Source organism: Pseudomonas monteilii NBRC 103158 = DSM 14164, assembly GCF_000730605.1.
GTDB lineage: Bacteria > Pseudomonadota > Gammaproteobacteria > Pseudomonadales > Pseudomonadaceae > Aquipseudomonas > Aquipseudomonas monteilii.
In genome coordinates this window covers 247879-268639 of record NZ_BBIS01000009.1, presented here as the reverse complement: position 1 = coordinate 268639, position 20761 = coordinate 247879, and the positions used below count along the sequence as shown (strand labels likewise).

Annotated in this window: 19 protein-coding genes and 1 pseudogene; 7 read left to right on the top strand and 13 right to left on the bottom strand. The window is 61.6% G+C overall.

Translation table 11 applies throughout. The features are described from left to right. The first annotated feature begins 37 nt into the window (after window positions 1–37). Window positions 38–1375, top strand: coding sequence for a UDP-glucose dehydrogenase family protein (locus PM2_RS05135; RefSeq protein WP_028698787.1), 1338 nt, complete (start codon window positions 38–40; stop codon window positions 1373–1375). Between the two features lie 39 nt (window positions 1376–1414). On the opposite strand, the gene mqo is transcribed toward PM2_RS05135, so the two are convergent. Further along, window positions 1415–2992 (bottom strand): malate dehydrogenase (quinone), encoded by a 1578-nt coding sequence (gene mqo, locus PM2_RS05130; RefSeq protein WP_016715646.1) that lies wholly within the window; start codon window positions 2990–2992, stop codon window positions 1415–1417. A gap of 151 nt (window positions 2993–3143) precedes the next feature. On the opposite strand from mqo, the gene PM2_RS05125 reads away from it, so the two are divergent. Beyond that, on the top strand, window positions 3144–4364 hold the full coding sequence (locus PM2_RS05125; RefSeq protein WP_016715647.1) for a putative DNA modification/repair radical SAM protein: 1221 nt from the start codon (window positions 3144–3146) through the stop codon (window positions 4362–4364). Further along, a complete protein-coding gene (locus PM2_RS05120) occupies window positions 4355–5242 on the top strand; it encodes a TIGR03915 family putative DNA repair protein (RefSeq protein ID WP_016715648.1) in 888 nt (295 codons plus the stop codon). The genes PM2_RS05125 and PM2_RS05120 overlap by 10 nt, the downstream gene beginning before the upstream one ends. Here the strand turns inward: PM2_RS05120 and PM2_RS05115 are convergent. From PM2_RS05115 to PM2_RS05075, 9 genes and pseudogenes are all read right to left on the bottom strand, one after another. Continuing rightward, window positions 5197–5451 (bottom strand): PAAR domain-containing protein, encoded by a 255-nt coding sequence (locus PM2_RS05115; protein ID WP_016715649.1) that lies wholly within the window; start codon window positions 5449–5451, stop codon window positions 5197–5199. The two genes, PM2_RS05120 and PM2_RS05115, sit on opposite strands and share 46 nt — an antisense overlap. Next, the gene (locus tag PM2_RS31480; protein WP_230852990.1) at window positions 5448–6263 is read right to left on the bottom strand and encodes a DUF6708 domain-containing protein; all 816 of its coding nucleotides are present in this window, start codon (window positions 6261–6263) and stop codon (window positions 5448–5450) included. The genes PM2_RS05115 and PM2_RS31480 overlap by 4 nt, the downstream gene beginning before the upstream one ends. Continuing rightward, window positions 6260–6697 carry a hypothetical protein gene (locus PM2_RS30660; protein WP_174442271.1) on the bottom strand — a complete coding sequence of 146 codons (438 nt, stop codon included), beginning with the start codon at window positions 6695–6697 and terminating at the stop codon, window positions 6260–6262. The genes PM2_RS31480 and PM2_RS30660 overlap by 4 nt, the downstream gene beginning before the upstream one ends. Window positions 6698–6817: 120 nt before the next feature. Beyond that, entirely contained in the window at window positions 6818–7231 is a 414-nt protein-coding gene (locus tag PM2_RS05105; RefSeq protein ID WP_232866138.1) for a hypothetical protein, read from the bottom strand. Then, on the bottom strand, window positions 7228–9240 hold the full coding sequence (locus PM2_RS05100; protein WP_080693995.1) for a type VI secretion system Vgr family protein: 2013 nt from the start codon (window positions 9238–9240) through the stop codon (window positions 7228–7230). Before PM2_RS05100 ends, PM2_RS05105 begins: the two co-directional genes overlap by 4 nt. Before the next feature lie 2 nt (window positions 9241–9242). Further along, window positions 9243–9519 (bottom strand): annotated as a pseudogene (locus PM2_RS32000) (DotU family type IV/VI secretion system protein); the annotation flags it as partial. 113 nt (window positions 9520–9632) lie between these two features. Further along, window positions 9633–10610, bottom strand: a complete 978-nt coding sequence (locus tag PM2_RS05085; RefSeq protein WP_019097135.1) for a 5-oxoprolinase subunit C family protein — start codon at window positions 10608–10610, stop codon at window positions 9633–9635. Then, window positions 10607–11494 carry a 5-oxoprolinase subunit B family protein gene (locus PM2_RS05080; protein ID WP_016714092.1) on the bottom strand — a complete coding sequence of 296 codons (888 nt, stop codon included), beginning with the start codon at window positions 11492–11494 and terminating at the stop codon, window positions 10607–10609. Before PM2_RS05080 ends, PM2_RS05085 begins: the two co-directional genes overlap by 4 nt. Before the next feature lie 89 nt (window positions 11495–11583). Beyond that, window positions 11584–12342, bottom strand: coding sequence for a 5-oxoprolinase subunit PxpA (locus PM2_RS05075; RefSeq protein WP_016714093.1), 759 nt, complete (start codon window positions 12340–12342; stop codon window positions 11584–11586). A gap of 120 nt (window positions 12343–12462) precedes the next feature. Here PM2_RS05075 and PM2_RS05070 point away from each other — a divergent pair, with 120 nt between their 5' ends. The 4 genes from PM2_RS05070 to PM2_RS05055 all read left to right on the top strand — a co-directional run bounded on the left by PM2_RS05070 (window position 12463) and on the right by PM2_RS05055 (window position 16971). Then, window positions 12463–13380, top strand: coding sequence for a LysR family transcriptional regulator (locus tag PM2_RS05070; protein ID WP_028698783.1), 918 nt, complete (start codon window positions 12463–12465; stop codon window positions 13378–13380). A 100-nt stretch (window positions 13381–13480) separates the two neighbouring features. Then, a complete protein-coding gene (gene treS, locus PM2_RS05065) occupies window positions 13481–15547 on the top strand; it encodes a maltose alpha-D-glucosyltransferase (protein ID WP_028698782.1) in 2067 nt (688 codons plus the stop codon). 83 nt (window positions 15548–15630) lie between these two features. Further along, window positions 15631–16260: a riboflavin synthase gene (locus PM2_RS05060; protein WP_016714096.1), complete on the top strand. Its 630-nt coding sequence runs from the start codon at window positions 15631–15633 to the stop codon at window positions 16258–16260. A 9-nt stretch (window positions 16261–16269) separates the two neighbouring features. Further along, the gene (locus PM2_RS05055; protein WP_016714097.1) at window positions 16270–16971 is read left to right on the top strand and encodes a YoaK family protein; all 702 of its coding nucleotides are present in this window, start codon (window positions 16270–16272) and stop codon (window positions 16969–16971) included. On the opposite strand, the gene proP is transcribed toward PM2_RS05055, so the two are convergent. The 3 genes from proP to PM2_RS05040 all read right to left on the bottom strand — a co-directional run bounded on the left by proP (window position 16972) and on the right by PM2_RS05040 (window position 20703). Then, window positions 16972–18474, bottom strand: coding sequence for a glycine betaine/L-proline transporter ProP (proP, locus tag PM2_RS05050; protein WP_019097039.1), 1503 nt, complete (start codon window positions 18472–18474; stop codon window positions 16972–16974). It lies immediately after the preceding gene. 186 nt (window positions 18475–18660) lie between these two features. Beyond that, window positions 18661–19635, bottom strand: a complete 975-nt coding sequence (hemB, locus tag PM2_RS05045) for a porphobilinogen synthase (protein WP_013972900.1) — start codon at window positions 19633–19635, stop codon at window positions 18661–18663. Window positions 19636–19809: 174 nt separating this feature from the next. Next, window positions 19810–20703 carry a PA4780 family RIO1-like protein kinase gene (locus tag PM2_RS05040; RefSeq protein WP_028698781.1) on the bottom strand — a complete coding sequence of 298 codons (894 nt, stop codon included), beginning with the start codon at window positions 20701–20703 and terminating at the stop codon, window positions 19810–19812. Between the last annotated feature and the right edge of the window lie 58 nt (window positions 20704–20761).

The following is a 20761-nucleotide window of genomic DNA, read 5'->3' as shown; positions in this document are numbered from 1 at the left end:
ACATTTTTCGTCAGCGTTCTTGCCAAGGAGCTGTCAGATGAAAGTCACGGTTTTCGGTACTGGCTATGTCGGCCTCACCCAGGCAGCGTGCCTGGCCCATGTGGGGCATTCGGTGTTGTGCATGGACGTCGACGCCGAGCGTGTCGCCACACTCAATAGAGGCCATTGCCCTATCTTCGAGCCAGGCCTTGCACCGATGCTGGAAAAAAACCTGGCCTGCGGACGCCTGCGCTTCACCACCGATACCGACGAAGCCACCAATTTCGCCACAGTGCTGTTTATCGCGGTCGGAACCCCTGCACAGGCCGACGGCAGTGCTGACCTGAAACAGGTTTTCACCGTGGTCGACAACATTCTCAAACATGCCGAAGGTGCCAAGTTAATCGTCAACAAATCTACCGCGCCAGTTGGCACCGTGCACCGTATAAAGGAGCGTATTGCACAGGCTGTGGCCGACACCAACCGCTTTCAGGTAATCAGTAATCCCGAATTCCTCAAGGAAGGCTCGGCCGTGGACGATTGCATGCGCCCGGAGCGCATCATTATCGGTGGCGCCACGCCAGCTGAGGTAGAGTTGCTGCGCGAGCTATACCTGCCGTTCAACCGAAATCGGGAAAAATTCATGGTCATGGATGCGCGTAGCGCCGAGCTCAGTAAATACGCAGCCAACTGCATGCTGGCCACCAAGATCTCCTTCATGAACGAAATCGCCAATCTGGCCGAGCATTTAGGTGCCGACATCGAAATGGTACGTCGCGGGATCGGCTCAGACTCGCGCATTGGCTACGACTTCATCTACGCCGGCTGCGGTTTCGGCGGTTCGTGCTTCCCCAAGGATCTGCAAGCCCTGCGCCGCAGCGCCGAAGCCGAAGGCTTCGAGCCGCAGCTGCTGCGCGCGGTAGAGTCGATCAACGAACAGCAAAAAGGCCGGCTGTTCAACAAGATCCAGCGTCACTACTCACGCGGACTGCGTGGCAAGGTCTTTGCGTTGTGGGGACTGTCGTTCAAGCCCAATACCAACGACATTCGCGAAGCCTCCAGCCGGGTGGTACTTGAGGCGCTGTGGGCTGCCGGGGCACGAGTACAGGCGCACGATCCACAGGCGATGCCAGAAATTCTGCGGCATTACGGCCCACGCGCCGACCTGCAGCTTGTGCCTTCCAAGGAAGCTGCCCTGCAAGGCGCTGATGCCTTGGTGATCGTGACGGAATGGCAAGACTACCGTGTGCTCAACCTGGACACGGTGCCCCAATTGCTTGCAGACCGAGTGGTATTCGATGGCCGCAACCTTTACGAGCCCGAACAGATGGCCTCCGCAGGCCTGACATACTACGGCATTGGACGTGGCCAAGTGCCGCCAGTCAGCCAGCAGTGAACCTTGGCCGGCCGCTTTCAAGCAGCCGGCCATAGCCACTTACGGTGCAGCATTACTGTCAGGCGGATTGAGCTGCAGCACCTCATTGGTGTATGCCCATTCCTTCTGTACCTGGTCCGGGTGGTCATTCAGGCGAATGCCATAGGACGGGATGATCTGCTTGATCTTCGCCTGCCACTCCGGCGTTGCCACCTTGTCCTTGAACACCTTGTTCAGCACATCGAGCATGATGGGTGGTGCGGTCGAGGCACCCGGCGAAGCCCCCAACAAGCCGGCGATACTGCCGTCCTTGGATGTCACCACCTCGGTACCGAGCTTGAGCACACCACCCAATGCTTCGTCTTTCTTGATGATCTGCACCCGCTGGCCGGCCTGCCACAGCCGCCAGTCTTCCTTCTTCGCCTCGGGGAAGTAGGTGCGCAGTGCTTCAAAGCGGTCATTGTCGGATTGCAGCACCTGGCCGATCAGGTACTGCACCAGGTCAAACTCGCGTACGCCCACCCGCACCATCGGCCAGGCGTTGTGCACACTGGTACTGGCAAGCAGGTCGAGCAGCGAGCCCTGTTTGAGGAACTTGGTCGAGAACGTAGCGAACGGCCCGAACAGAATCATCCGCTTGCCATCGAGCACCCGGGTGTCCAGGTGCGGTACCGACATCGGCGGGGCGCCGGTCGCGGCAATGCCGTAAGCCTTGGCCATGTGGCGCTGGGCGATGGCCGGGTTGTCGGTAACCAGGAACGAGCCTCCGACCGGGAAGCCGGCATAGTCCTTGGCTTCGTCGATGCCCGACTTCTGCAGCAGCGGTAACGCCGCACCACCGGCACCAATGAACAGGAACCTGGCGTCAGTGGCCGCCTTGCTGCCATCTTTCAGGTTCTTGTATTCGACATGCCAGGAGCCATCACCGTTACGGGTAATGTCCTGCACCTCGGTGGACAGTTTGAGGTCGAAGTTGGGCCGAGTCTGCAGGTAACCCACGTACTGCCGGGTGATCTCGCCAAAATTCACATCGGTGCCGATTGGCGTCCAGGTCACGGCCAGTTTCTGGTTGGGATCGCGCCCTTCCATCATCAACGGCACCCACTTGCGGATCTGCTCGTGGTCTTCGGAGTACTGCATGGGCTTGAACAACGGGCTGGCCTGCAGCGCCTCATAGCGCTTTTTCAGGAAGCGGATGTTGTCGTCCCCCCACACGAAGCTCATGTGCGGCGTGGTATTGATGAAGGAATGCGGGTTCTTCAACACGCCCTGCTTCACCTGCCAGGCCAGGAACTGGCGGGTGACCTGGAACGACTCGTTGATCTCCACGGCTTTGCTGATGTCGATCTTTCCGTCTTTTTCCGGCGTGTAGTTGAGTTCAGCCAGGGCCGAGTGGCCGGTGCCGGCGTTGTTCCAGCCGTTGGAACTTTCTTCGGCCACCTTGTCCAGGCGCTCGACCATCTCCATCGACCAGCCTGGCTCCAGCTCGTTGAGCCAGACAGCCAGCGTAGAACTCATGATGCCGCCGCCCACCAGCATCACGTCCACCTTTCTGGTTTCCGCTGCCTGGGCATTGAGCATGCTCAATGCCAGCGCCAGCCCGGCCAGCGCCAGTTCCGGCTTGATGGTGATCTTCATAACCTCTCCCGTGCCTCGTTGCTGTCCGTTAGTCCGGCACAAGCTTAGCTGATGGATTTACTCGGGTATGTTCAAGGCGAAGCGACGTGCCCCTTGCAATTCATGAATTCTCAAAATACTGTATGAATATTCAGTATTGCGAGTCAGTCACATGCAGCTCATCGCCAAACTCGGTATCCTCGCCGACGCCGCCAAGTACGACGCCTCCTGCGCCAGCAGCGGCGCGCCCAAGCGTAATTCACGCGGCGGTGACGGCCTGGGCGCCACCAACGGCATGGGCATCTGCCACAGCTACACCCCCGACGGCCGCTGCGTGTCGCTGCTCAAGGTGCTATTGACCAACTTCTGCCTGTACGACTGCCAGTACTGCGTCAACCGCCGCTCCAGCAACGTACCTCGGGCGCGCTTTACCCCCGAAGAGGTGGTCCGCCTGACGCTGGACTTCTACCGGCGAAACTGCATCAGCGGCCTGTTCCTTAGCTCCGGCATCATCCGCTCAGCGGACTACACCATGGAGCAATTGATCCGCGTAGCCCGGTTACTGCGCGAAGTACACAACTTCCGCGGTTACATTCACCTCAAGACCATCCCGGATGCCGACCCCCTGTTGATCGAAGAAGCCGGCCGCCTGGCCGACCGACTCAGCGTCAACATCGAGCTGCCCACCGACGCCAGCCTCAAGCGCCTGGCGCCGGAAAAACAGGCGCACACCATCCGCCAGGCAATGGGCGTGATTCACCTGGGCCAACAAGCCGTGGCCAACGAACCCAAGGCCCCGCGCTTCACCCCTGCCGGCCAAAGCACTCAAGTGATCGTCGGTGCCGACAGCACCGACGACAGCACCCTGCTGCGCAATGCCGAGTCGCTGTATCAAGGCTACGGCCTCAAACGCGTGTATTACTCTGCGTTCAGCCCGATCCCAGACAGCCCGGGCAGCGTACCCTTGGCTGCCCCGCCGCTACTGCGCGAGCACCGCCTGTACCAGGCCGACTTCCTGCTGCGTGGCTACGGCTACAAGGCGGGTGAACTGCTGGGCCAGAGCGGCAACCTGGCGCTGGACATCGACCCAAAGCTGGCCTGGGCGCTGGCCAACCGGGAGGTATTCCCGCTGGACGTGAACCGCGCCGAGCCCGCGCTGCTGGCGCGTATTCCCGGCATTGGCCTGCGTAGCGTACAGCGCCTGGTCGCACTGCGCCGAGAGCGACGCATTCGCTATGACGACCTCATTCAGCTGCGCTGCGTACTGGACAAGGCACGGCCGTTCATCGTCACCAGCGATTATCGCCCGGCTCAGGCCGAGCTGCGCAGCGGCCTGCTAAGGGCGCGTTTGCGTGAGCCGCAGGCGCCCGTGCAGATGGGGTTGTGGGGATGATCGCGCTCGATTGTGATGACCAGTTCGCCACTTGGCGGGATCAGGCCCGGGTGTTGCTGGGGCATGGCATCGACCCCGCCGAGGTCACCTGGTCGCAAGGCCCGATGGCCGACCTGCTGGCAGTACCGACAGCGCCCCCGGAAGGCCCAGGCCCCTTTCGTGCCAAAGTCCCGGCGGTGCTGCTGAGCCAATTGGAACAGGCTGCCCGTTATCGTGGCGAACAGCGCTGGAACCTGCTGTATGAAGTGCTCTGGCGTGTTGCCCATGGCGACCGCACGGCGATGCTGGCAGGTGACCGATTGGGCAGTGAGTTGCAACGGCGCATCAAGCAAGTCACCCGGGAGGCGCATCACCTGCATGCCTTTGTGCGCTTCGTACCGCTGCCAGAGGCGCTGGCCGATCGCCTGCAACTAGATCTGGTGGCCTATCACGAACCGGCGCATGACGTTCTGGAAAGTGCCAGCCCCCATTTTGCCGACCGTCTGGGGCGTTTACGCTGGTTGATCGCCACCCCACAGGATGGCATTCGCTTCGACGGCCAGCATTTCGATTACCAACGCCATTGCCCTGAGTATTGGCAGCAATGGGCACGCAATGCCGACGACCCTGGCGCCGAACTGTGGCGCACCTATTACCGCCATACCTTCAACCCTGCCCGCCTCAACCCGGATGCCTTGCGCCTGCACATGCCCGGGCGTTTCTGGCGGCATTTGCCGGAAGGCATGCTGATACCGCAGCTTGAAGGCCTTGCTCGCCAAGGCAAGCAACGGGACGGCCAAGCCCTTGAAGTGGCCTCCCGGGCCGGCAAACAGATCAGTAAACCCACACAGTCCTACAGCAACCACCCGACATCGCCCTCATCCAGCACACCCCCATGATCCGTACGGTCGCCTTTGCGCGCCACCGCCGCGCCTTCGATCAGGAAATGCTCTGCCCCACTCTCAATAACCGCACCACACGTGGTGCGGTCACCTACCCTCGCAACTGCCCTGCCGTTGAAGGTATAGCTCGCACTGCCGCTCTCTACCTGATTGACACCATGCAGCGGGCATTCATGTCGGTGGCCTACAAGTACAACCGGGTTCATTGGTTTTCTCCTTCAGACGGTGCTGTACGGGATTCACGGTCAATGTCTGCTGGCCACACAACCTTTGGGGCCAAGCAATGCATGTGGCTGAGGCCGTCGTCGTCGTTCCAGTCGCGGGGTGGGTGCACGAATTTTGGCAAGGCTTCGGGGCCTTGTTGCATGAACAGACGGGCGATGGCCCAGTAGGCTTCACCTTGGTGCAGGGTATGCGTGAAGAAGACACGATCAATGACTTCGCCGGTTTCGGGACTACGGACTGACAGCATGACGTTTTCAATCAGGCCGCCGTGGCCGGGGGCGTAGACGCGGTAGACCTCCGCGGTTACGTCGTCCCAGTTGTAGGCGACCGGTTTGACGCCCCAGTGTTTTCGGCTGAACAGGTAGACGTAATGGAATCTGTATTGATAGAAATATATCTTTCGTCGCTGGCGATTGAAACGGATTGGCTCATCTCTTGGGAGCATTAGGTCAATTTTTACATGGCACGCAACAGCCCACATAGCGAATGGTGGCAGGAGCAACAGAACAAGACCCATAAACCAATCACGCGACCAGCTAAAATTCAGTAAGAGCGAATACAGATATATAGCCGCACCAAAAGACAGGACCAAAGTCGCCCCTCCTACCAGCGCTGCCACACCACGCAAACTGACCGTAGACCGAGGCAACTCTAGATACACGTCATTAAAATAATTTGGCGCTGGCTTTATATCCTCCACACTGAAACGTGACACTTCCTGAGAACTGACACCTGGCAGGTCATAACTCCAAAATAAAGCTCGCCTCCAAAGAGGTCCAGATCTGACTTTCATTCGTTAACTTCCCTGACACAAGCTTCAGCATAAGCATTCACCAGCGATCTATCGGGCCAGTACATTACTAGCAGCGTCGCAGCACAAATTGTGTGTGGTCCGATAGTCGCCAACAACTCTACAGATCCAGTTATTTCCAGCCAGGATATTGTCGCCCCCTCTAAGCTTGGCGACTTACGTTTTCTATCCACTGAAACTTTACGTCTATAGTCGGGCAATTTTGGCTGAGAAAAACCAGGGAATTTTACCGCTTTAGTGAGAGCCTCGATCGGGAGGGCTTGATATTCATCTACAAACACAGTCTCCCCGCCAATGAAATCGGGCAATTCACCATCACCACTCCGATGCACTATGAGGGTCACACGAAGAGCCGAGCGTTCATCACTATAGCCAGGCAATACGACTTTAAACTTGAGTTTATGCTCCAACTCCAAGCTGACCAACCCTCCTATTTACCTGCCACCGCTACTCAGGAACAACCAGTCGTTGATCGGCCACCATGGGCCATGCTCGACCTGCTTGAACGTCGCCGCGAGCAGCTCCAGGCGAACCGGCTAGTACACCGGATAGAAGCTGAACGCCCGTTTGGCATCGGGTATTCGGCACATGGCCGTGAGATGGGCGGCTACCGTGGCCGAAGCTGCTTCACTGAACAGCCAGCCACTCAGGTAGCGCCGAGGGTGGTGCAGCCCTCTATACGCTGCACGCGCAGTCAGCGCCAGCAACTCACGGCAGGGCAACGTTCCGGGTGAAGCCAGGCAAGCCAACACGGGATGCAGGTGGGGCACATGGGCCAGATCGGCCCTGTGCACGCGCATCAATGCCGCCTCGCCCAACGCTTCGCGCAGGTGTGCAAGCAAGGCATGGTCACTCTGGCCAGCTATCGCGAGCGGGTCGACCAATACATGGCAATGCAGGTGCGCCGCATGATGCCCTTCGATGCGGCTGATCAGGCTCTCGACATTCATGCCTTGACCTCGCACTTGCTACTGGCGTCAGGCGTAAGCTCAAAAGACGGGCTATCGCCATCCCCTTTCGCAACGGCCTTGGTCTGCCCTTTCAAGTCGAGTGTCAGGCCATTGATGGTAATGCCCTGCGCATCCAGCACGATGCTGCCGCCTGGGCTTCTCAATTCGACGCGCTCACTGGCCAGCAACTGGAATACTGTCGTGCGTTGTTGCACGCCCTGCCCGACGCTGATCGACTGAGCCCCTTTGACCACAAGCTCGCAGTTGCTTCCATTGACAACGCGGTGATTGCCACCCGTTGACTCAGTGCGGTTGTTGGCCACGTTTTCGACCAGGTCACGCTTGATGTCCAACAGGCTGTTTTGCCCTATGACCTGGGTATGGTTGTATGCCGTTTCCTGACGGAAGTTGTTGCCAATGCTCAGTTGCTCATCATTACCGACCTGCTCGACACGATTGCGCCCCACACGCGTGGTCTCATCATTGCCGACCACATTGTTCTTGTCCCGCTGGGCATGGATGAACACTTCCTCTTTGCCCAGTTCGTCCTCGAAACGCAGTTCGTTGTAACCATCACCTTTATGGGTCTGGCTCTTGATGGTCATGCGTGTCTTGTGTTCGGGCAGGTCGTAGGGCGGTAACTGATCACCGCAGTAGGTGCGCCCGGTGATCATCGGCTGGTCCGGGTCGCCGTTGACGTACTGGATGATCACATCCTGGCCAATGCGCGGAATGGCCATCGAGCCCCAACTGCCACCGGCCCAGCCCTGCGACACGCGTACCCAGCAAGAGCTGAACTCGTTGTTCTGGCTTTCACGGTCCCACGGGAAGCTCACCTTCACCCGGCCCCATTGGTCGCAATAGATTTCTTCGCCCTTCGGCCCGACCACCGTGGCCATGTGCGGGCCGTCGATGCGCGGCCTGGGCAACGGGGCCGGCCGCCATTCGGTTCTGCCGGGGACCAGCACGGCTTCCTGCTTGTACCGTGTGCCTTGCTGGGCAGCTGCGGCTTCCTCTTGCAAGCTGGTGAACTGGACGCCTTCGTGGTGCACGCGGTTGACCCGCCAATGCAGGTTCAGGTCTTCGCGCGGGTGCTCGATCAGGGTGAAACTCAGGCCCGGTTGCAGGCGTACATCGTCGCCTTCCACTTCGGCCAGGCGGGCGTCATGGCGCAGGGCGGTGATGCGGGTGGCAGTGAAGCGCACGTCGACCGCCTCACGCTTGTAGCGACCGGGGTAGTCGAAGCGTTCGTAGCCGGTGGACTGGTGTGTCAGGTCGTTGCCCTGGGCACGCTGCTCCAGGCGGTACGCCGGGTGGATGAAGGTGTAGTCGCGCTGCACCTGGCGGGCGGTTCGCACCTGTTCGCTGTAGCGCAGGCGGCGCAGGCAAGGCCTGGCCTGATTGCCGCCGCTGGTGGCGTGGTACAGCACCTGGTCGGGGTCGATGTCGTCCGGCTCGAAGAAACCTTCGTCATCATCGTCGGCCTGAATGGCGCCTCGGCTGATCTGCCCCAGCGCCAGCAGCCGGTCGGTGATGATCAGCGTGTGGCCTTTTGGCGTGTGTTCGAAGCGGTAGACGAAGCCCTCTTCGGCGGCCAGGCGGGCGATGAAGTCGAGGTCGGTTTCACCGGCCTGCACGCAAAACTCGCGCACCTCGTGTTTGTCGATGCTCTGCAGCGTGTAGCCGGTGATGCCCTGGCGCTCGAGCATGATCTGCAGAATCTGTGGCACGGTTTTCTGCTGGAAGATGCGCCAGTTCGAACGCAGCCCCGCGCGGGCCAGCACGGGCTCGACCAGAGCGCGGTAACGGGTGCGGTGGAACCCCGTTTCGCCCTGGCTGAAGGTGCTGACCAGCCCGTGCACATAGCGCAACGGGCGCTCACCACGCCAGATCGTGAACAGCACCGGCTTGTCGAGCAGCTGGCCGAAGTCGACATCGTCTTCGAAACTGATCAGTTCCAGCTGCAACTGGAACGGCGTGCTGATGGCCTCGTCCAGCTCGAACGACACTGTTGGGCAATGGGGTAGCCGTGCTGCCGGATTTCTTCGCGGATGTTACTGACCTGGTTTTGCACGGCCTTGTGCACGTAGGCGATGTTGGGCAGGTCATCCAGCGTACGCAGGCGAATGACCAGGCCGAACAGCGGGGTTGCCGCATCGAGCATCAGGTTCTTGAAGCCGCCGCGTATGCGGGCCATCGAGCATCCCGTGCAGGGTGTTTTCGGTTACATCACGGGCATCGGCAGCGCCCTCAGGTTGTACCGGAGGAATATCGAGTGGGCCGGGCATGAAGTGGTCCTTGTCTTCCAGCAGGCTGAAGACAGGCACACTATCGGGGAATCAATTCTTCAAGGAGTCTGGGGCTTCCTAAACGGTTGTAGGATCCTCTCTTCGTCTAGTTTCTAAACATTTCCGAAGAGCCTGGCCAGGCAAGCCAGCTTCTTCTTGTACGAACGCCGCGCCTCCAGCGCCTGGTCCAAGGTCACCGCCAAGAACCGTGCCTGCTGGTTGGGCTGCATCTGGCCGATCAGGTCCAGGTCGGCGCTGATCACTGTACCGATCATGGCGTAGCCGCCACCCGACACGGCATCGCGGTGCAGGATGATCGGTTCCAACCCTGCCGGCACCTGGATCGAGCCGATCGGGTAGCAGCTGTCGACGATGTTCGACGGATCCGACCCCGCACCGAACGGTTGTTCCCGTGGCTGAAAGCTCAAGGCACTGCCGCCTTTGTAGCGATAGCCGATACGGTCCGCTTCGGAGCCGACGGTCCAGGCTTCAGTGAAGAAGCTCTGCGCTGCTGCTTCGGTAAGGCGGTGAAAGTACAGCCCCGGCACCACACGCAACACCACTTCGCCGCCCAAGGCCTGGCGCAGGGCCATGGGCAGGCTTGCACCCGCGCGGGTCTTGCCGCTGGGCATGCCGACCGGCAGCAGGTCGCCCGCCATCAGTTTGCGCCCCTGGAAGCCGCCCAACGCTCCCAACGCGTAGGTGGAACGGCTACCCAGTACCTCGGGCACATCGATGCCACCGGCCACCGCCAGGTAAGCCCGCGCGCCTGCGGTGGGAAAGCCGAAACGCAACACTTGCCCGGCACGTACGGCAAACGCCGTGTCAGGGCGCTGCTCGCGGCCATCGAGCAACGCTGGCATTTGCGCACCGCACACGGCCACCAGTGCGTCCTGCTGGAACGCCAGTTCCGGCCCCACCAGCGCGCACTCCAGGCCTGCGGCGCCGGCCGGGTTGCCCACCAGGTGGTTGGCCGCACTCAGGGCGTACTGGTCGAGGGCGCCTGACGGCGGGATACCCAAGTGGTAGTAGCCTTCGCGGCCCAAGTCCTGCACAGACGTCGCCAAGCCCGGTTTGAGGACCTTGATCATGCCAATACCTCCTGCAGCGATTTGGGGTAGCCGACCGGGTCGGCGAGGAAGGCGTCCAGGGAAAACGCCACAGGGCGAATGCGCAGGTCGAAGCGGCCTTCTTCAACATCCGCCACGGCCTGGTCATAGGCACGGCGGTCGATGGGTTTGAATTGCACGATGTCACCCGGACGGAAGAACACCATGTGCGCTTTCAGGTAGTTCAAGGTCTGCTGCGGGTCGTAGATCGGTGCCGGGGTAACGCCGAACATCTGGTAGCCCCCTGCTCCGCGCACCGAGTAGATACAGCCGAAACAGCCGCCATGGCCCAGGGTGAGCTTGGGTGTGTCGGTACGCGGGCGCAGGTACTTGGGCACCTGCAACTGCCGTTCGCGCTCAACCATTTGGAACATGAAGGGCAGGCCGGCAACGAAGCCGACCATCGACACGAACCACGGCGCGCCGCTGTGCGCGGCGATGAATGCCTCGACATCGGCCAGGCCATTGATACGTGCCGCGTACTCCAGGTCGGTGCTGGTCGGGTCTTGATGACGGTCACGAAAGCGCATCAGGGTTTCATGGGTCCAGGGGTCGTTGTACAGCACCGGGATCTCGATGATTCGCGTCTGCAACGAACGCTCGGCCACGGCCTGCGCCTCAGCACCGCGCACGGCTTCAAGCAGTGCATCGGGGGCGATACGGTCCGGGTCGAAGCGGATCTGGAACGAGGCGTTGGCCAGGCACACGTCCAGCACGCCCTCGAGGGCCAGCCGCTCTACAGCGCGGGTGACGGCCATGCCCTTGAAGAAGGCTTCCAGCGACATGCTGTCGCTCACTTCGGCAAACAGGTGCTCGTCCGCGCCGAAGCTGTAGCGGATCGGGGTTGTAGCAAGCGATTCGGCCATGACTGTTCCTTTTTTGGAATCTTTATAGAAAGGCAGGCGAAAACAACCTATACGGGCTCCGGCTTGTGCCTGCCGGATGCCTCATGGGCTCAGCGCGGCGCACGCACCACGATACCGGCCGCGTCCAGCGCCTTACGCGTGGCTTCTACCAGGTCGAGCGCGCCGGGGGTATCGCTGTGCAGGCAGATGGAATCGAACGCGATGGCCAGGTCCTGGCCTTCGACCGTACGTACCACGCCTTGCTGGCAAGCACGCAGTACCCGCTCTGCAACAGCCGTGGGGTCGTAGCCACGCACATTGCGGGTAAAGACGATAGAACCGCTCAGGTCGTACTCGCGGTCGGCGTAGAACTCGCGGACCACCGGTTGGCCAAGTTCCTGGGCAATATGGCAAATCACAGAGCCCGGCATGCAGTACAGCAACAGCTCTGGCTCTATCACCCGCAGGTTTTCCACCAGCAGGCGCGCGGCTTCTTCGTCGCGCGCCAGGTGCATGTACAGCGCACCGTGCGGCTTTATGTGCTGCAGGCGCACACCTTGTGCACGGGCAATTTCTCGCAGGGCGCCCAGCTGGTAAAGCATGTCGTCGACCAGCTCCTGGGCCGGGGCGTTGATATGCCGGCGGCCAAAGCCCACCAGGTCTCGGAAACCCGGGTGGGCGCCCACCGCAACGCCCAACGCCTTGGCCCGCGCTACGGTGCGGCGCATGGTACCGGGGTCGCCGGCATGGAAGCCCGTGGCGATGTTCGCCGTGCTGATATGGCCCATCAGCTCGTTGTCGACGCCATCGCCAATGGTCCACGGGCCAAACCCCTCACCCATGTCCGAGTTGAAATCCACCACCTGCATGACTGTTTCTCCTGGCGCTTGTGACTGCATGCAAGCCACGTTAGATTTTCCACACCCCCTTGGGAAGATCTATAAACAGATAGGGTGTCTTCGGAAAATCAGATACCACAGGAGCCAACCGTGTCACTGACCCTGCGCCAGGTCCGCTATTTTGTCGCAACCGCCGAGATCGGCCAGATTTCCCAGGCAGCGATCCACCTGAATATCTCCCAGTCGGCGGTAACCACGGCCATCAAAGAACTGGAAGCCATGCTTGGCGTGCTGCTGTTCCAACGCTCGGCTCAGGGCATGAACCTGACCGAGGCTGGTCGGCACTTTCTGAACCGCGCCTATGTGATTCTGCGCAGTGTCGATGACGCGTTGAACAGCCCGCTGCCGAACGTGCGTGCAAGCGGCCTGCTGCGCCTGGCGGCAAGCTACACCGTGATTGGCTACTTCCTGCCTCACCACCTGCAGCGCCTTGAACACTGGCACCCGGACGTAACCCTGGAGCTGTACGAGCAAGAGCGCAGTGCCATCGAGCAAGGCTTGCTGGAGGGGCGTTTCGACATGGCGGTAGTGCTCACCGCCAACCTCACCCACCCCGATATCGTCTCGGAGACGCTGTTCAACTCCGAGCGCCGGTTATGGCTGCCCGGCCACCATCCGCTGTGCGAGCGCTCGTCGGTGAGCCTGGCCGACGTGGCCTGTGAGCCGTTCATTCTGCTGACCGTGGACGAAGCCGAGCAAAGCGCCATGCGCTACTGGGAACACGCCGGGCAACGGCCAAGCGTGCGGGTGCGGACCAGTTCGGTGGAGGCCGTGCGCAGCATGGTTGCCAATGGCAGTGGCGTAGCGATCCTGTCGGACCTGGTACACCGGCCCTGGTCGCTGGAGGGCAAACGCATCGAGACAGTGACCATCAGCGACCCGGTTACGCCGATGAGCGTGGGGTTGGCCTGGCACCGGGAGCGAGCGTTCAACCCGGCGATGCAGGCCGTGCGTAACTACTTTCATGATGCTTTTCTGGCGCCGCAGCAGTTGTCGGCGCGGCGTTGATCGTCGGCTGCAGCGGCACCTGAAACAGCTCCCAGCCGAACGATCAGGCAACAATGCCGTCATAACCTGAGCCGGTGCCGACACGCAAAGAGGACGCGAAATGACCCAGCCCGACCCGTCATACGTCAAATGGCTCGAAGACCGCGCCATGCTCAAGGCCTCCCAAGCGCGTGCCAGCCTGTATTCAGGCCAGTCCCGGTTGTGGCAGCAGCCGTACGCCGAAGCTCAGCCCCGCCGCGCCACCGAAATCGCCTCGGTGTGGCTGACGGTATACCCCGACGCCATCATCGCCCCGCCAGGCTGCTCGGTGCTCGGCGCCCTGGCCCACGAAGCGTTGTGGAAGCGCTTGTCGGATATCGGCATCCAGGGCCTGCACACCGGCCCGATCAAGTTGTCCGGCGGTATTCGCGGTCGCGAACTCACCCCCAGCGTGGACGGCAACTTCGACCGCATCAGCTTCGACATCGACCCTCTGTACGGCAGTGAGCAGGAACTGATCCAGATGAGCCGCATGGCCGCGGCGCACAACGCCGTGACCATCGACGACCTGATCCCCTCACACACTGGCAAGGGTGCTGACTTCCGCCTGGCAGAACTGGCACATGGGCCGTACCCGGGGCTGTACCACATGGTCGAAATACGCGAGGAAGACTGGCCGCTGTTGCCGCAAGTGCCCGCCGGCCGTGACGCGGTCAACCTGCTGCCGGCCCAGTGCGATGAGCTCAAGGCCCGCCATTACATCGTCGGCCAACTGCAACGTGTCATCTTCTTCGAGCCAGGTGTGAAGGAAACCGACTGGAGCGCTACACCACCGGTTACCGGCGTGGACGGCAAGACGCGGCGCTGGGTATACCTGCACTATTTCAAGGAAGGCCAGCCGTCTCTGAACTGGCTGGACCCAACCTTCGCCGCCCAGCAAATGATCATTGGCGATGCCCTGCACGCCCTGGACTGCCTGGGCGCCCGTGGCCTGCGCCTGGACGCTAACGGCTTTCTCGGCGTGGAAACACGGGCCAGCGACACCGCCTGGTCGGAAAGCCACCCCCTGTCGATTGTCGGCAATCAGCTGATCGGCGGGATGATCCGCAAAGCCGGCGGTTTCAGCTTCCAGGAGCTTAACCTCACCCTGGACGACATCGCACAGATGTCCAAGGGCGGCGCCGACCTGTCCTACGATTTCATTACCCGGCCGGCCTACCAGCATGCACTGCTGACCGGCGACACTGCATTCCTGCGCCTGATGCTCAAGGAAATGCACGCCTTCGGCATCGACCCGGCTTCGCTGATCCATGCCCTGCAAAACCATGACGAGCTGACCGTGGAACTGGTGCATTTCTGGACCCTGCACGCCCATGACATGTACCTGTACAAGGGCCAGACGCTGCCCGGCAGCATCCTGCGCGAACACATCCGTGAAGAGATTTACGAACGGCTATCGGGCGAGCACGCGCCGTACAACCTGCGCTTCGTCACCAACGGCATCGCCTGCACCACGGCCAGCCTGATCGCCGCAGCACTGGGCGTGCGCGACCTGGAGCAGATCGGCACGGCAGAAATCGAACAGATCCAGAAGGTGCACCTGCTGCTGGTCATGTACAACGCCATGCAGCCGGGGGTGGTCGCGTTGTCTGGCTGGGACCTGGTCGGTGCCCTGCCCTTGCCTGCTGACGCGGTGGCCGAGCGCATGCTCGATGGCGACACCCGCTGGATTCACCGGGGCGGTTACGACCTGGCCGGGCTGGACACGCAGGCCGAGCAATCGGTGCGCGGCATGCCCCGTGCACGCGCCCTTTACGGAAGCCTGGACAGCCAGCTGGAAAACAGCAATTCGTTTGCCTGCAAGGTGAAGAAACTGCTGGCGGTACGCCAGGCCTATGGGATCGCCACCAGCCGCCAGGTGCTGGTGCCTGAAGTCAGCAGCCCGGGGTTGCTGGTGATGGTGCACGAACTGCCGGCCGGGCGGGGTATCCAGATCAGCGCGTTGAACTTTGGCCAGGACGTGATTGCGGAGGAACTGCAACTGACCGGGTTCACGCCGGGGCCGGTGGTGGACATGATCAACGAGACGGTTGAAGGCGACCTGACCGAGGATGGGCGCCTGATGGTGAACCTGGACCCGTACGAGGCGCTGTGCCTGCGGATCGTCAACAGCAGCGGGCATTTGTAAACCCGCGCAGAGGCCGACCTTGATTTTGCAGCACCAGAGGCATAGCGTTCGGGTGATTTCTTTTTGTGCCCAGGAGCAACTCCATGTACACCGGCATCGTCCAGGCCGTCCGCCCTCTGCTTGATGTGACCACCTACCCGGGCCACAACCAGTTCACCATCGACCTCACCCCGGAACTGCTCGACGAACTGAAGATCGGCGCCAGCGTCAGTGTCGAGGGCACTTGCCTGTCGGTCACCGAAATTCACGGTACGCAGGTCAGGTTCGACGCCATGAACGCCACCCTGGAACGTACCAACCTGCGCAATTTCAAGGCCGGCCAAGGCGTCAACATCGAACGCTCGGCAAAAATGAACGCCGAAGTCGGCGGCCACCTGATGGCCGGCCACATCGCCACCACTGCGGAAATCGTCCAGCTGTCCATCAAGGAAACCGGTGCATTCATCACGTTTCGCATGCCGCCGGAATGGGGCAAGTACGTGTTCCCGCGCGGCTTCATTGGGGTCAACGGCTGCAGCCTGACCGTTGCCGATGTCGACGACAATGTCATCACCATCAACCTGATCCCGGAAACCCTGCGCCAGACCACCTTCGCCCGCTACAAGGCCGGCGAGCTGCTCAATATCGAGGTCGATCACCAGACCATGGTGCTGGTCGACGTGGTGGAGCGCACCATCAAAGGCACCCTGGCCCGCGAAAAACTGCTGCCCTGAGGTCTGCGCATGCTGCCCAATACCCTTCCCGCGCGCACGGCCAGGCGGCTGCGGCTGCAAACCCTGCGTGGTCGTGTCGGCCTCGGCCTGGTCGCCGCCCTGTCGGTCCTGGCTGGCATGACCGATGCCATTGGCCTGCTGGCGCTGGGTGACTTCGTGTCGTTCATGAGCGGCAACACCACGCGCCTGGCGGTGGCCATCAGTGAAGCCGACCTGGCCCTGGTGCTGCGCCTGAGTGGCGCGGTATTGGGCTTTGTCGCCGGCAATGCGCTGGGCGTACTGCTGGCGCGCGGCTTTCACCGCCGGGCCTGGCCCGTGTTGCTGGTGGTCGCCGCACTGCTGGCGTTCGCGGCCGTGTGGCCGTTGGCAGCCACCTTCCCGGCATTACTGGCCGCCACACTGGCGATGGGCATGATCAATGCCGTGGTCGAACAGGTGAACGGCCTGCCCATCGGCCTGACCTACGTTACTGGCGCCTTGTCCCGTTTCGGCCGTGGCCTGGGGCGCTGGCTGCTGGGCGAGCGGCGTAACGGCTGGCGGGTGCAACTGGTGCCTTGGGCCGGCATGCTGTCGGGGGCCGCGCTCGGCGCCTGGTTGCAACAACACCTGGGCCTGCAGGCACTGGCCGGCAGCTGCGCGCTGGCGTGTGTGCTGGCCCTGGTATCGCGGTTCATCCCGCGCGCCTGGCAGCGCGGCTACATGCCACGCTGATCAGTCGATCCGCGGGTGCTGCTGAGCCAGCACCTTGCGTTTCGCTTCCAGCTCGGCGATCTGCGCGTCGATGTCTTCGATTTTCTGCTCGATGTTGTCGTGGTGCTCCTGCAGCAATTCACGCGCTTCCTCGATGTCCGATGCCGCCGGTGCCGCACCGCGCAGCGGCTTGTTGGCGGTTTCCTTCATGGTCAGGCCAGTGACAAGGCCCACGGCGGCAATCGCCATCAGGTAATAAGCCGGCATGTACAGGTTGCCGGTGCTCTCTACCAGCCAGGCAGTGAGCGTCGGGGTAAGGCCGGCGATCAGTACCGATATGTTGAAGGCACTGGCCAGGGCGCTGTAGCGGATGTGCGTGGGGAACATCGCCGGCAGCGTCGAGGCCATTACGCCGATGAAGAAGTTGAGCATGACGGCGATGATCAGCAACCCGGCGAAAATCACCGCCAGCTCACCGCTGTTGATCAGCATGAACGCCGGAATGGCCAAAGCGAACAGGCCGACGCTGCCGACGATGATGAATGGCCGGCGGCCAAACTTGTCGCTGAGCAGGCCGATCATCGGTTGCACGAACAGCATGCCGACCATGATCGCGATGATGATCAGCACGCCGTGGTCTTCGCTGTAATGCAGGTTGTGCGACAGGTAGCTGGGCATGTAGGTGAGCAGCATGTAGTAGGTGACGTTGGTGGCAATCACCACACCAATGCAAGTCACCAGGCTGCGCCAATGCTGGGTGGCCACCTCCTTGAACGACACCTTGGGCCCAGAGGCCAGCCCTTCGCGGTCGCCCTGCTCCAGCTTGTCGACATGCTGCTGGAACGCGGGTGTTTCTTCCAGCGCATGGCGCAGGTACAGGCCGATGATACCCAACGGCAGGGCCAGGAAGAACGGCAGGCGCCAGCCCCACTCCAGGAACTTTTCCTCGCCGAGAACGGTAGAAATCAGCACCACCACGCCTGCACCTAGCACAAAACCGGCAATGGAGCCGAAGTCCAGCCAGCTACCGAGAAAACCCCGCTTGCGGTCGGGGGCGTATTCGGCGACGAAGATCGACGCCCCCGTGTACTCGCCACCCACCGAGAACCCTTGGGCCATCTTGGCCAGCAGCAATAGAATCGGCGCCCAGATGCCGATGCTGGCATAGGACGGTATCAGGCCGATAGCGAAGGTGCTGAGCGACATGATCACGATGGTCGCGGCGAGGATTTTCTGCCGGCCGAAGCGGTCGCCCAAGGCGCCGAAGAACAGCCCGCCCAGTGGCCGGATCAGGAACGGCACCGAGAAGGTGGCCAGCGCCGCGATCATCTGCACACCGGGGTCGGCGTTGGGGAAAAACACCTTGCCCAATGCGTAGGCGACGAAGCCATAAACGCCGAAGTCGAACCACTCCATGGCATTGCCCAGCGCCGCCGCGGTGATCGCCTTTTTCATCTTGGCGTCGTCGACGATGGTGATGTCCTTGAGGCCGATTGGCTGGACGCTTTTCTTGCGAGGTTTCATGCCCGTATCCCTGTCGATGAATGCTCTAAGGGTTCAGATACAACGGGACACTAAATAATTCAGCGCTTACCGATTTTTTGTGAATCGGCTTGCTGGTCTCTTCGCGGCTGAAGCCGCTCCCACAGGGGTATTACACGGCTTCAGGGCACAGGTGAACAGAGGCGCCGCAAAGCGGCGCCCTATCAATCAGATACCTTCGCGGGCCAGGTCCATGGCGAAGTAGGTCAGGATCAGGTCAGCACCGGCACGCTTGATTGCGCCAATGCTTTCACGCACTACGCGGCCTTCATCGATGGCGCCGGCCAGGCCGCCGAACTTGATCATCGCGTACTCGCCACTCACCTGATAGGCCGCCAGTGGCAGGCGCGACGCGGCGCGGATGTCGGCGATCACGTCAAGGTAGGCGCCAGCCGGCTTGACCATCAGCACGTCTGCCCCTTCCTGCTCATCCAGCAGCGACTCGCGCACCGCTTCGCGGCGGTTCATCGGGTTCATCTGGTAGCTCTTGCGGTCGCCCTTCAGCGCGGTACCACCGGCTTCGCGGAACGGGCCATACAGCGACGAGGCGAACTTGGTCGAATAGGCCATGATCGCCGTGTCATGGAAACCGGCGCCATCCAGCGCGCTGCGGATAGCCTGTACCTGGCCGTCCATTGCCGCCGACGGGGCGATGAAGTCGGCACCGGCAGCGGCAGCGATGACCGCCTGCTTGCCCAGGTTGGCCAGGGTGGCGTCGTTGTCCACACCGTGGTCATGCAGCACGCCGCAGTGGCCGTGGCTGGTGTATTCGCAGAAGCAGGTGTCGGACATCACCACCATTTCCGGCACGGTGTCTTTGCAGATGCGCGACATGCGCGCAACCAGGCCGTTTTCGTTCCAGGTGTCGCTGCCAACAGCGTCCAGGTTGTGCGATACGCCAAAGGTCATCACCGACTTGATGCCGGCACGGGCGTAGCGCTCGATTTCCTGGGCCAGCAGCTTTTCGGGGATGCGATTGACACCGGGCATGCTGGTGATCGGCACGAAGTCATCGATGCCCTCCTCGACGAAGATCGGCAGGATCAGGTCTTCCAGGCGGAATTCGGTTTCCTGGAAGATCGTGCGCAGGGACTCGTTCTGGCGCAGGCGGCGGGGACGAACGGACGGGAATTGGTTGGACATGACAGCTCCAGGGCATTTTGAACGGCGTATACCTTATGCCTGTGACGCGCCAGTGAAAAGGACAAATGACGAGATATTGTCTTGCGTCAAAGGCAATGACTGTTTTGCGCCCTGGTTATCCTGTACCGGCCTCTTCGCGGGCACGCCCGCGAAGAGGCCGGTACAGGCAACCTATTACTGAAGCCAGGGCGGCGTCGGCTCTTCTGCCTTGGCCGGCCCATGCTCGGCCTCAGCGCGCGCGGCACGGCGGCGGGCGTCATCTATGCGGGCTGAATCGATCTCGCGCATGACCCCCGTCACGTCAGCTTCATGTTCGTCATCCTCGAACACCCCAGACAAAGGGCTGTCGGGAAGCAAGTCACCGGCCTCGTAAAGCGCCCACATTTCCTGCGCATACCGGGTGTTTTTCAGCTCCGGCGCAAAACGCCCGAAATAGTGGGCCATATTGTCAACATCGCGCTGCAGCATGTTGAAGGCATGGTTGTTGGCCGCCGCATCCACCGCCTGTGGCAAGTCGATGATCACCGGCCCGTCCGGGCCCAGCAACACGTTGAACTCCGACAGGTCGCCATGCACCAGCCCGGCACACAGCATCAACACGATCTGACGAATGACAAAGGCATGGAACGTGCGGGCATCCTCGGCTTCAAGGTGCACGTCGTTCAACCTTGGTGCGGCGTCGCCATCGGCATCGGTTACCAACTCCATCAACAGCACGCCGTCCTGGAAGTCGTAGGGCTTGGGCACCCTCACGCCCGCGCTGGCAAGGCGGAACAACGCCGCCACTTCGGCGTTCTGCCAAGCGTCTTCGGCTTCCTTGCGGCCGTACTTGCTGCCCTTGGCCATGGCCCGGGCCTGACGGCTGTTGCGCACCTTGCGGCCTTCCTGGTACTCGGCGGCCTGGCGGAAGCTGCGCTTGTTGGCTTCTTTATAGACTTTGGCGCAACGCACCTGGCTGCCACAGCGCACCACGTACACGGCGGCCTCCTTGCCACTCATCAACGGCCGCAGTACTTCGTCGACCAAGCCGTCTTCGATCAGGGGTTCGATTCTTTTGGGTGTCTTCATCAGGCTGTGTTCGGGGTCCTGGCTGCAATGGCGGACATCCTCTCACAGCCTGATGCGA

Coding starts and splice junctions, on each gene's coding strand:
- proP (WP_019097039.1), bottom strand. CDS start 18,474: ATGAAACCTCGCAAGAAAAGCGTCCAGCCAATCGGCCTCAAGGACATC.
- PM2_RS05085 (WP_019097135.1), bottom strand. CDS start 10,610: ATGATCAAGGTCCTCAAACCGGGCTTGGCGACGTCTGTGCAGGACTTG.
- PM2_RS31480 (WP_230852990.1), bottom strand. CDS start 6,263: ATGAAAGTCAGATCTGGACCTCTTTGGAGGCGAGCTTTATTTTGGAGT.
- mqo (WP_016715646.1), bottom strand. CDS start 2,992: ATGAAGATCACCATCAAGCCGGAACTGGCGCTGGCCGGGCTGGCGCTG.
- PM2_RS05135 (WP_028698787.1), top strand. CDS start 38: ATGAAAGTCACGGTTTTCGGTACTGGCTATGTCGGCCTCACCCAGGCA.
- PM2_RS05075 (WP_016714093.1), bottom strand. CDS start 12,342: ATGCAGGTGGTGGATTTCAACTCGGACATGGGTGAGGGGTTTGGCCCG.
- PM2_RS05040 (WP_028698781.1), bottom strand. CDS start 20,703: ATGAAGACACCCAAAAGAATCGAACCCCTGATCGAAGACGGCTTGGTC.
- PM2_RS05115 (WP_016715649.1), bottom strand. CDS start 5,451: ATGAACCCGGTTGTACTTGTAGGCCACCGACATGAATGCCCGCTGCAT.
- hemB (WP_013972900.1), bottom strand. CDS start 19,635: ATGTCCAACCAATTCCCGTCCGTTCGTCCCCGCCGCCTGCGCCAGAAC.
- PM2_RS05055 (WP_016714097.1), top strand. CDS start 16,270: ATGCTGCCCAATACCCTTCCCGCGCGCACGGCCAGGCGGCTGCGGCTG.
- PM2_RS05080 (WP_016714092.1), bottom strand. CDS start 11,494: ATGGCCGAATCGCTTGCTACAACCCCGATCCGCTACAGCTTCGGCGCG.
- PM2_RS05125 (WP_016715647.1), top strand. CDS start 3,144: ATGCAGCTCATCGCCAAACTCGGTATCCTCGCCGACGCCGCCAAGTAC.
- treS (WP_028698782.1), top strand. CDS start 13,481: ATGACCCAGCCCGACCCGTCATACGTCAAATGGCTCGAAGACCGCGCC.
- PM2_RS05105 (WP_232866138.1), bottom strand. CDS start 7,231: ATGAATGTCGAGAGCCTGATCAGCCGCATCGAAGGGCATCATGCGGCG.
- PM2_RS05060 (WP_016714096.1), top strand. CDS start 15,631: ATGTACACCGGCATCGTCCAGGCCGTCCGCCCTCTGCTTGATGTGACC.